The following is an 11,345-nucleotide window of genomic DNA, read 5'->3' on the forward strand; positions in this document are numbered from 1 at the left end:
TACATTACTGACGTTGGCAAAAATGAGGGCAACTGGATGAGATTGCGGGCAGTAAGCGTCAAAGGTTTGTTCGGACGCTTTAATCACGAGTTCAGCCTTACTTCATCGGATCAAATCACTATTCTGACAGCGCCCAATGGGTACGGTAAGACAGCGCTCCTCAGTCTCATAATGTTCTTTTTTTCTAAACAGTTTGCAAAAATGCGACGCTACGAGTTTACGAGCGTTACATTCTGGTTTTCCGATAGCATATTTGTGGTGGTTACCAAGTCAAAGGAAACGCGAGACGGAGGGAACGTTGGGTCGAAAACATCTCTTGTCTTCACATGCCACGGACGGGGGCCCGTAGAGCCATTTAATTATTCGCGAGGCGACGAGCCGCTTTCTCGCGAACTATCTATTATCGACCGATACATCCCTTATCTCACTCGAGTGGGGCCTGATAGCTGGATCGATGACCGTGACGGTCGTAGCTATACTCTCGAAGAGGTTATCGACACCTTTGCAGATATGCTACCTAAGAGCTTGCAGCGGCTAACAGATATACCGGAATGGTTAAGCGATGTAATCCAATCGACCGAATGTCATATGATCGAAACACAGCGCTTACTGCGATTGGATGTGGATTACGATGGGAGGTATCCCTCCCGAAGGCCGAAGGCAAGTCGGTCTGTTGTAGAAGGTAATGCAGAAGACCTTGCTCAAAAAATCGGAGATGCAATCAAGATCTATGCAGCCCAATCGCAAAAGCTCGACCAAACGTTTCCCAAAAGAATGGTACAGCAGTTCGGTAAAGACGCCCCACCGGAGGACGTCATCCGAAACAAGCTGCGCGAGTTGGAGGAAAAGAGAATACAGCTTGTCTCCGCTGGTCTCTTGGATAAATCTGATGCGGACCAAATAACTGAGTTTGATCGAATTGGCGAAAAAGAAATACGAAATTTCCTCAGAGTTTATTCGGAAGATACACAGAAAAAACTAAGCGTATTTGATGATCTGTATGAAAAGATTAATATTTTTCAAAATATTATCGCTGAGCATCTTACTTTCAAAAAGCTGAAGATCGACCCTAAAAGCGGAATGAAAGTTGAGGATGACGCAGGAAGAATCGTACCGCTTAATTCATTATCATCGGGAGAGCAGCATGAACTCGTTATAATATACGACTTGCTATTTCGCGTGTCTGATAACTCGTTGATTTTAGTCGATGAACCTGAGTTATCTCTGCATGTCGCGTGGCAAAAAAAGTTCATAACCGATCTTCAGCAGATTCAGAAGGCGCGGCCATTGAATGTCGCGATTGCAACTCATTCACCACAGATCATCAACGAAAGGTGGGATCTCGTCACTGAGTTGGACGGGGGCCTTGAATGAGCGCCATTAAAAAGGAAATTTCGTCAGCGACATTGTTTGCTGAGATCAAGCTACAGCGGGCGGTGCACAAAGGCAGCTTCCTTCTCGTAGAGGGTGACACGGATGCGCGTCTCTATGGTCAATTCATTGACGGTGGGCGGTGCAATATTGTGAATTGCATCAACAAGGATAACGTCCAAAATACAATCCTTTTGCTCGACGAGAACCAATTTTGCGGTGCTATCGGTTTAGTTGACGGAGACTTCGCCGATATCTCCAACGACAATGTGCCATCGTCTAATATTGTTAGGACGCAGGGCAACGACACAGAGGTTATGATCGTCGATAGCCCCGCTCTTGATAAGGTGTTGCTGCATTACGGAAGTGAACAAAAGATCAGAGCAATCTGCGCGAACAGAAATACAACAATTAAGCACATCTTGGCTGCCGAAGCAGCGAAGATCGGTGTGATACGCTTGGCATCTAAGCGGCGTGAGTGGAACTTGAAATTCAATGGGATGCGTTACCAGTTTACGAATAACGCAGAATGTTCGGTTGATGGTGCGTCGGCTGCGAGACATATACTCGCACGTAGTGGTGCAAACGCGCCCACTATAGTCGAACTTCAAGACGAATGCGCAGCGATAACCGCGCTTGGACATGACAATTTATTGCTATCGAGCGGTCATGATTACGTGCGCATACTAGCCCGAGCACTCAAGCGTGACATTGGAACTAATAATACGTTTGAAACTGATAGCTCGGAACTGGAAAAAGTCCTGAGGATTGCCTACGAGCGAAGTTATTTTTCAGAAACAACAACGTCGGAAGCTATAAGGAATTGGGAGACTCAGAATGTCCCATACATTGTCCTGCTGGCTTAGAATAATAAAAAATCTTACGCGGATATTTGAGAAGCATCGCTCCATCGGGTGCGGCGCTAAACTATCAATAGCCGCCTTCATCTCCGAACGCACGCTCACAGGAGGGCCGAAGATATGTCGAAGATATTCCGCGTCCTGCGTCCACCAACACCCCAAACCTTGATCGCTTCACCTAGACAACCGTTTCCTCGGCGTCGCCTTTACTGAACTTGCTGTGGAAGTGTGACGCTAGCAGTGTGCGTTAAGGCGGTCGTAGAACCCCTCCATACAACAGCTGTTAGCAGACATAATACAAAACGGGGCTGACGAGTTGTTCTCGAATGTACGGGGCGGTCGCGAAAATCACGCAATTTGTTTGACGGCTGTCCCCGCCTAGTGGTCGCCCTGACTGCTGCTACCAAGTTTAGCGGCTCTGTGATTTCATTTGTCGGAAGCTTGAAGACTTAACTGCTATTGAGTAGCAATTACATATCAGGGGTTTATGTAGGTTATGGTCACGATAGGATGAATAGAGACGAGTATTTAAATGGCTGCGCGAAGTACCTTGGTCGGCTAAGTCATGAAATCAGAGCCCTCAACGCGGCCGGTCGCTTCGACATCAACTCGGTGACTGAAGATTTTTTGGTTCCGATTCTCAAGGAGCTGTTCGACTGCCCTGAGCTTCAGAACCAAAATGAGATTCAACAAAATTTCCCCTCCATCGACCTCGGCTGCAGGAAGTCTAAAATTTCATTCCAAGTTACTACCGACGCTTCGAGCGGAAAGATAATCAAAACCCTAGCCAAATTTAGAGAACACCAGTTGGAGCAGCTTTTCGAGCGGGTTTGCATTCTGACAATTACAGAGAAGCAGTCAAGTTACACCGCAAAGGCATTATCATATGAGATAGCTGCACTTTCGATCAAATTCGATCCCTCGCGGGACATTCTTGACCTCACCGACATCGTGTCCCGCCTAAACAGCCTTAATACACATAAGCTCAGTTGCATTCATGCATATCTCGCGTCGGAATTTACAAAGAGAGATCGGCACTTACAATTCCGTGCCGAGTTGGAAAGATTTCTAGAATTCTCGCAGAATAAAATAGAGATCGAGAAGAACTCAAAAAAATACATTCCGAGTATTTTTGTCGAAACTCATAAAACTAAAGAGGAAATGAGATTTTTCTCTCATCCGCTATTTTTTTACAGGAAAATATGTGATTCGCTAAATAAAATTCATTATGATGAATTAAACTCCCTACTGAAACTGGGAAGGGAGCCTGAGCTTTGTCTTGAAATTTCGGCGGAAGTACTAAGCGCCACTCCGCAGACATTCTCTGAATTGTGGCCGTGGCTGGGCGCAGTCGATGAAGCTGTCGAAATTGAACTGCGAAAAATTGGCCCCTTATCCTGGTACTATAAAGAATATGGGGGAAAATACGCATCCGAAAACGGAAACACCGATGGCTGGTCAATCGTTCGTTTTAGAGTTGAAAGTTTAACAACTGGCATCGTCTGGATTCTGCAGGATGTGCGCTCGATGATTGCTTTAATGAGGCATAAGGTTTTCCTGATAACGAGTATGGCTGGACAGGGAAAAACCAACTTTGTTTGCGACTTGGTCGACAGGCAGTTTCGCGCATTTGAGCTACCCTGCATCTTTATACCCGCGAGGGAGTTGAATAGCTATCAACCGCGCCAACGCCTGTTCGGTTTTATATCAAATAACAGATATGCACCAAATTTTTCATCAATCCATCAGTACCTAGATTTTTTTAATGGGCTAGCGAACGAGTTTGGAAAACCATTTCTCATTGTAATTGACGGAATTAACGAGGTGAACGCGTTAGACGAGTTTAACGACGAGCTTAAAGATTTCTGTAACGCTGTCTGTCAGTACGATTTTATCAAAATCACAATTACATGCCGAAGCGAATTTTTCGAGGAAAAATACGCGTCCCTCTTGAACGAACCATTTAGCGACGCAGTCCACAGGGTTATGGACTTACGCGCAAAAATGTCTGATGCTGGTAAGAGTAGACTTCTCCGATCATATCTTAAACACTTCCAGGTAACCGGGCATCTATCTGGTTTCGCGAGAGAGTTTCTGCAGAACGATCTCCTACTTCTTCGCATCTTTTCTGAGCGCCATGAAGCACAGGATGTCGGTTATATGTCCGACATTTATAAGGGCGACTTATTTGAGGAATTCCTAAAAAGAAAAATCGAGTTGTTCCCCGAACGGCTAAAGGCGAATGCGTTCCCTACGCTGCTGAAGATCGTTACCTCAATGCTTGAAGCCGACGATTTCTCAACGGTTTCTGTCCGAAACTTCTCCGATAATGAGAAGGAGGTAGTTCATCGTTTTGTCGCCGATGATGTAATCTTGAGACAGGAAATCATGCCATCCGGGTTGGCTAGTCTTGGAGACCTTGTTATCTCATTCACTTATGACGAATTGAGAGACTTCGTCATCGCATATAGCTTTGTCCAGAATATGGAAAGCGAGACGAGCCTCAGTGGCGATCTCTCTTCCCTTTCTGGCCGCCCAATCTTTGAGGGTGTGTATCGATACGTGTACTTACTCGCCAGAAAGCTTGGGGCGAAAGCTGCGCTCAAGGCTTGCGAGAACTCCAATGACTTTATTGAACACTACACATTGAACGTCCATCTGCTACCTCCTCAGGTCCAGAATACACAGGATGTTGAGCGGATGAATATGATTCTGAGAGAAACAACGTTTCCTAATCGGGTTCGAAGCGCAGCATCATTTTTGGTAAGACGAAACAATTTAGCCGAGCTTTTGAATATTAACATTCTAATCGAGCATCTGAATAATTTGGACACGAAGAATCATTGCGAATACATTAGGATACTTTTTACCCGTCGAAACGATTTCCCTTCAAATAATTGGCAAGAAAAGCTTAATCAGTTTGTTGAGGATATAAGCGCCGTTGGGCCGGACCGGGTTTCAAGAAACCGCACCTCAGAATGGTTGGCATTTTTTCTGCACGTTTCTTCCTCTGCCGGTTGGTACGAACGAGAGCGCACCGCTGCACTATTCGCGGACTTTTCAAACAACTCAATATTAAACGGCGCGATAGGCCTAGTTCGAACTGCTAGGGCACACCCCCTACGCGCGCTGATATTTGAAATACAGTCGTCAGCGAAGGATAACTGAGATGGACGGTAATAGATTTATTTTAGCGGCTAACGTCATTCCCGAATTCAGTGATTTTTTGACTGCCCTCAAGATCAAGAATACTGGCCTCGGAAGACAGTTGTTTAAGTCCGTCTACGACCACATTTTTATATCGTCTATCGATTTGAAAAAGGAATACAGTAGATATTACTGCGTAGAGTATACATCGATATATCAGTATTTAGAATGTGCGCACGATATATATCTTCATGAATCTGCTTTCGATAAGAAACATATACTTATGTTCAAAAATGACAACGGTCTGATGAATCAGGCTTATGATGACAACATCCTTGAAATCGTAGTCGAATGCATTCGGAAACTGGAGAGAGATCATGAAAATTAAGATGGATTTTGTTTCCAATAGTTCGTCAACGTCATTCGTATACATCTCGATGGAGATGATTTCAAAAGAGAGTTTTTTTGATGCAGTAGGCGTAGAGCTAGACAGCCCCGTCGCGCCATTGTTTGAGTCTATGTTTTACCAATTGAAATCAAGCATTGAGCGAGGACAAGCCCTGCAATCCGTTGACGATATAGATGCTCTTGAGGGCAAACACGACTTCACTCACGAGGTTTTGGATCGTATGCGCGACGCCATCCGACAAGGAAAAAACGTCACGACGGGGCATCTTAGCAGCGACGAATGCCTTGCTGAAACAGTCCTTTGCACCGAAATTTTCGAGATAGAATCGGAAAGGTTTTATATCAATGCGTACGACAACTACTGGTAACGCGAGCGTAAGGATCAATCGCTACCAAGACTTGGGATATTCCACATTTTCGAACACGCGCACCGGGTTTTTTGCACGTGTTCCAGAAGCGGGCAAACCCGAACCATTTTGGTCGCCACATGGACCAGAATTGATGGACATATCCATCACGAATTGGTGTGATAAGGGATGCGTATTTTGTTACAAGTCTTCAACGAAGCACGGTTCTCATATGGCTCTGAAGGACTACAAACGCGTCATCGATGAAGCTGCCGAAATGCATACGTTCCAAGTTGCATTGGGCGGTGGCAACCCTAACCAGCACCCAGACTTCGAAGAAATTCTTGAGTACACGAGAACGAATGGTATCATTCCCAATTACACGACGAATGGCCGAGGACTTACGGACAGTATATTATCAGCGACACAACGATACTGTGGAGCTGTAGCGGTATCGGCGTATCCTCCTTATCGGGAAACTGCCGAAACCCTAAAATTGCTCGCCGAGTGGCAGATCAAAACAAACGTCCATTTTATAATTGATAGCCAAAGTATCGACACTGCTATCGAATGGCTCAGCGCTCCTCCAAAATTTTTGGATAAAATTAATGCACTCGTTTTTCTCAACTATAAGCCATCGGGGCGTAAGATTTTTGAAGAAAAACTACTTCGAAACAGCCCGCGTGTCGAAGAATTTTTCAAGTTAGCAACGTCTCCAGCAGCTAAGTTAAAGGTCGGCTTTGATGCTTGTTGTGTTAGCGGGGTGTTTGCTAGGACAAATGCGAACACAGCACTGGTGGACGCTTGCGACGCAGGCCGTTTTTCGCTTTATGTCTCCGAAGACTTGAAAGTGTATCCTTGCTCATTCCAGAGCGGACTGGTCGAAGGGGATCAATTGGGCGGTGAAAACTCCCTCCTCGATATTTGGCACAACTCGACGAACGTCGGCTCATTTCGAAACTACTTCGCTTCCGACCGATGCGGTAGCTGCTCGCACAAAAGAAATTGTATGAACGGCTGCCCCATTTTCGAGCAACTGGTTGTTTGCGGGAACCGTTAAAAATGATGTAAATGGCAGGTATTGGATGGAAAATAAAATTTGTCCCCTCTAATGGTCAGTATAAGCGGCAACACCCCGCTATACTATTAGTATCGTGACGTACGATGGTAACATACTTCAGGTTGGAAGTTGTAAGACGCGGCGAGATTTTATATGGCCGTTTTATACAAACGACTATCTTGAATAGCAGACAATTTGCAAATCAGTATTGAATATACTTGTTCTAAACGCAAATCATCTTACACGGTCGTTTAATTTAAATACTGTTAATGCAATTACTGAAAATTTAGTGCAGAGGTCGGGTCCTTTAAATTTGGCGATATTGGTTAGGCGAACATGAATGAAGGCATCTCCGGGGAACCGGTCATTAGGCGATACACATCAATTTCGGGCGTGATTGACATCCTGCGTAGGGGCCAACTCTCGCTCCTAGACCCGCAGTACTGGGATGACAAGAACGACAGCTACTTTATGCGCCTCTATCAAGAGCACCATGGAATTAAGGGTCTTTACACAATGTGCGCCGCCATGTGCCCAGAAACCTACCACCACTGGCGAGTATTTGCCGGAGGTGGAACCGGAGGCGCGTGCATAGTCCTGAAGCGCAAGCTTATTGAGAATGACCTTGGTGAAATGAAAATGCCAAGAGGCGAGAAAGTTCGGTTCGGCGAAGTAGAGTACCTCCCTCTGCGAAGGGTGGAACAGCTTGGTATTAAAGACATTCAACGGTTACCATTCCTCAAGCGGGTCGGTTTCGTTGACGAGGACGAGTATAGGATAATCATTGAGTCCTCAAAAGATCAGCAAGGGGCTTATCAAATCGACTGCCCTCCGGAATGGATCGACCGAATCTACTTGAATCCGTGGTTGCCGGTATCCGTCGCTGATAGCGTGGTTGATACACTTCTAGATTTGCCGGGATGCAATAATCTGGACATCAGACACTCACGTCTGATCGACAGTACAACTTGGAAGAAGGCAGGTGACAGGGTTGCAGGCAAGAAAACGGGAAAGCTGCTCAAGCTATCGTCACGACCGCGAAAGTAGCGGTAAAAAAGCTGCAGCGGGCGCATCGGCTAGCGAGTGCACTGGTCGAACCACTCTGAGCTTCGTCAGTGATTTCTTTCAAACCTAGGATGGGTTGAAGAGCTGGCCTTAGGGATAATTCGCGGACGATTGTCAGCGAGTGGATGCAAGATCGCCAGTAAGCTGTCTTCAATCGATCACCGTATGAAAAACAACCGAAATGAATTTAATTTTTGAGTTTAATCTTAGTTAGTGGAGCTGAAAATCCTGACAGATTAATGTGGCCAGCTTTTCGGCATTATTAAACCGAACCCCTTGGATTTATCTCTATAGATAAAGGTTACGCCTCTTCGTTCCAATGCCGATTGAATTTTGCGTTGGGTTTCAATTTTGACGCCTGCATTTCTTTCAAAGCTTCCGATGGTACGCACGCTTACACCCGCCTCTGCAGCGAGTTCTTCTCGACTTAAGTCGAGTGCGAGTCTTGCGGCCCGCAAAAGTGCAATCGGTATATCCATCCTTTTCTTTTAATTCAGGGAGTATGCAACCGCTACACCCCCTAATTTGCCTTAAATCGGTATTTATTTGCCATATTTAGGAATTTAATTGCCTAATTCAGGCAATTCTGACATAAGCCGGATTATCGCTCACACAGACACCGAATCAGTGAGTTGAAGATTTGATGAAATAGGCGGATTGCCCATTTTTGTCCGTCGATGACGTCATTGTCTGAACTGGTTTCATATCGAATTTGGCCCATGTAACCCATGTGCCGGACAGGAGAACTTATGCCTGAAAACTCCCCAATCGGTCATGTTATTCTCATGGAAAATGAAGTTCCACGACGGCATCCAGGACGTGGATTGAATGCGGCTTTGCAGCTAAGTGAACTTCACAACCGCATTAACAAGCAAGAACGCAATCTTCAAAGTACGGAGCGTGTCGACGAATATTTTCGTTACGCAATCTGGAGCGAGGGAGAAAAAATCATCGGTTTCCTGGAAAATATGATTTCCGCAACTGATGAACGAACTTCCACTTCGACGCCAGGCATCCCAATATTATCGCGTAGCGTTGATCAGTTGGCGGAGGTTCTTTCTCAGGAACCCGAATGCAATAAATTCCAAGGGCCCCCTCTAACGCCGACTTATTTATCAGGCGGTTTTGCTTTCGATCTCATCGTTTACAATAAGCCACAAAGATGCTTGCGTTATATTCAAATCGCCTATGGGATTGGCAATGAACGAAGTGCGCAGATACAATGGGAAGAAGATAAAGCTAAGCTTGCAAGCTTTTTGCCGCGAATTGGAACACAATATTTCAGCGTTGAGATAGAACGGACAGAGTTCGTCACCATAGACCCGTTACTTAGTGACACGAAGTATTTAGAGGGCGTGTGGGCTCTTCATGATTTGGATCAACTAACCGGTAAATCGGGTACTGCACAACATGCGCTGGAAATTCAGAGACAGCAAAGGCACATGCTGAGCTTTTGGTTTGGTAACAGCCTTTCCAGTGATGAGACGGAACAACATAGAAAGATCGATTTGATCATCAATCGGCTGGCGCTTGAAGAACTGGCACGAGCGAAGCCTTTGCACTTCCAAACACTCGTTCCTGATCGAGCCCAGTAAGCGGGGCTTCTGAGCCATTCTCCGACTGTTGCATGTTCCACGCTGAACGGTTCAGCGTTTGCTCGCAGCATTAATCAAACACGTTGAACAAGAAACGCCACTCCACGGGCGCGTTGCTGCGCGCCCGAATGGCCCCTCATTTCTTCATTCTCCAGGACCTCATTATGGCTGTCATAATCAAAAATGGAAAATACAATCGCGAACAACTCGAAATCGAAATCAATATGCTGAAAGCCCTAGTCACGGATCTTGAACGCATATTCAACGGTGAGCATCCAGACGAGCGCCAACTTTCACATTCTCCAGCAATAACTAGCTGGAAGCTCAGCGCTCGCCGCGCAACTTGCTTAGAGGGGGTATTATTCGAACATCCTCGGCTCGGACAAATCGTGCCGAATGGCATTACCTCTGAGCTCTGGCTTCTCGATCTCGACAGAAACTATGCGCGAACTTTCAGCCGCTTTTATCGCCTCGGGCAAAAGGACATCGGCAATTGAGAAAAACGCACATGCTGCTGCACGTCATCAACTGAATTCGCAGTTTGAATTTTTCTGCGGGTCAGTCGAGGAACGTGAGCGCCTGTCATAGACAGGCTTGGCATGAAAACTGTCGGGAATTGCGGCCAAGGAGAAAACAGAATGAAACTATGGATCTGGTCTGACGTCCATCATGAACTGCAAGAGGTCGACTACCCGGCGCGTGGAAACGCGCCAGAATGCGATGTGATTATCATTGCGGGCGATCTCAATGCAGCGCCTGACGTTTACATCACCTTGGAATTCCTAATCAGGCATTATGAGAAGCCAATTATTTATGTACCAGGAAATCACGAGTTCTATCAGAACAAATGGCTTATAGGTGACCGCGACCGTTCGCTTGAAAGCGACAGGCAGACCATCAAGGCAATCGAAACCCTTTCTCTGCAATGGCCGCAGCGGTTTTATTGTCTCGATGCCGATACGGTAATTATCGACAATACGCGCTTCGTTGGCGCAAGCCTATGGGTCGATTTCGAGATGAAACTCGCCACGAAGTCTGATCTACGACAGCGAATGCTGATGGCGCGTCAGATGCTCAATGATTTTCATGCAATCTACATGCAAGATGACAAACGCTTCACGCCTGAGAATATGCTGGATCTGCATCGTTCAGATGCAGCTTACATTCGAAAAAAGTTGGCAGAACCGTTTTATGGCCCCACCGTGGTGCTGACCCATCATATGCCGCACCCTGATTGCACGCCGCCAGCTTATGCAGGTCAAGACGCAAATTTTCTGTTTGCCTGTGGACCAAATGCATTTGAAGATATCCTGCACTCAGAACAGGCCCCAGACTTGTGGATCTGTGGCCATACGCATCATGCTTTCGATGTTCAGATCGGCCAAAGCCGCATCGTCTGCAATCCGTACGGTTACAGGTGGGAACAAGGCAAAAACGGATTTACGTGGGATTTGGTGATCGAAACGAGGTAGCGATAGTCGGCAGTCGCTTT

Annotated in this window: 10 protein-coding genes; 9 read left to right on the top strand and 1 reads right to left on the bottom strand. The window is 46.1% G+C overall.

All coding sequences use genetic code 11. The features are described 5' to 3' along the window. Positions 1–36 precede the first annotated feature (36 nt). The 6 genes from QBD00_RS05325 (at position 37) to QBD00_RS05350 (ending at position 8,240) form a co-directional block, all read left to right on the top strand. A complete protein-coding gene (locus tag QBD00_RS05325) occupies positions 37–1,374 on the top strand; it encodes an AAA family ATPase (RefSeq protein WP_318578834.1) in 1,338 nt (445 codons plus the stop codon). Further along, the gene (locus QBD00_RS05330) at positions 1,371–2,237 is read left to right on the top strand and encodes a DUF4435 domain-containing protein (protein ID WP_318578835.1); all 867 of its coding nucleotides are present in this window, start codon (positions 1,371–1,373) and stop codon (positions 2,235–2,237) included. Before QBD00_RS05325 ends, QBD00_RS05330 begins: the two co-directional genes overlap by 4 nt. A 504-nt stretch (positions 2,238–2,741) precedes the next feature. After that, on the top strand, positions 2,742–5,399 hold the full coding sequence (locus QBD00_RS05335; protein ID WP_318578836.1) for an SMEK domain-containing protein: 2,658 nt from the start codon (positions 2,742–2,744) through the stop codon (positions 5,397–5,399). Between the two features lie 356 nt (positions 5,400–5,755). Further along, entirely contained in the window at positions 5,756–6,154 is a 399-nt protein-coding gene (locus QBD00_RS05340; RefSeq protein WP_318578837.1) for a hypothetical protein, read from the top strand. Continuing rightward, complete coding sequence (locus tag QBD00_RS05345; RefSeq protein WP_318578838.1) at positions 6,132–7,193, top strand: radical SAM/SPASM domain-containing protein; 1,062 nt, start codon at positions 6,132–6,134, stop codon at positions 7,191–7,193. Before QBD00_RS05340 ends, QBD00_RS05345 begins: the two co-directional genes overlap by 23 nt. Positions 7,194–7,529: 336 nt before the next feature. Continuing rightward, a complete protein-coding gene (locus tag QBD00_RS05350) occupies positions 7,530–8,240 on the top strand; it encodes a hypothetical protein (protein WP_318578839.1) in 711 nt (236 codons plus the stop codon). Between the two features lie 254 nt (positions 8,241–8,494). On the opposite strand, the gene QBD00_RS05355 is transcribed toward QBD00_RS05350, so the two are convergent. Beyond that, on the bottom strand, positions 8,495–8,737 hold the full coding sequence (locus QBD00_RS05355; protein WP_318578840.1) for a helix-turn-helix transcriptional regulator: 243 nt from the start codon (positions 8,735–8,737) through the stop codon (positions 8,495–8,497). Between the two features lie 270 nt (positions 8,738–9,007). Here QBD00_RS05355 and QBD00_RS05360 point away from each other — a divergent pair, with 270 nt between their 5' ends. The 3 genes from QBD00_RS05360 to QBD00_RS05370 all read left to right on the top strand — a co-directional run bounded on the left by QBD00_RS05360 (position 9,008) and on the right by QBD00_RS05370 (position 11,325). After that, a complete protein-coding gene (locus tag QBD00_RS05360; protein WP_318578841.1) occupies positions 9,008–9,853 on the top strand; it encodes a hypothetical protein in 846 nt (281 codons plus the stop codon). Between the two features lie 83 nt (positions 9,854–9,936). Further along, on the top strand, positions 9,937–10,350 hold the full coding sequence (locus tag QBD00_RS05365; protein WP_318578842.1) for a hypothetical protein: 414 nt from the start codon (positions 9,937–9,939) through the stop codon (positions 10,348–10,350). Positions 10,351–10,491: 141 nt separating this feature from the next. Continuing rightward, a complete protein-coding gene (locus QBD00_RS05370) occupies positions 10,492–11,325 on the top strand; it encodes a metallophosphoesterase (RefSeq protein WP_318578843.1) in 834 nt (277 codons plus the stop codon). Positions 11,326–11,345: the final 20 nt, after the last annotated feature.

Source organism: Ochrobactrum sp. AN78, assembly GCF_029909885.1.
Taxonomy (GTDB): Bacteria; Pseudomonadota; Alphaproteobacteria; order Rhizobiales; family Rhizobiaceae; genus Brucella; species Brucella quorumnocens.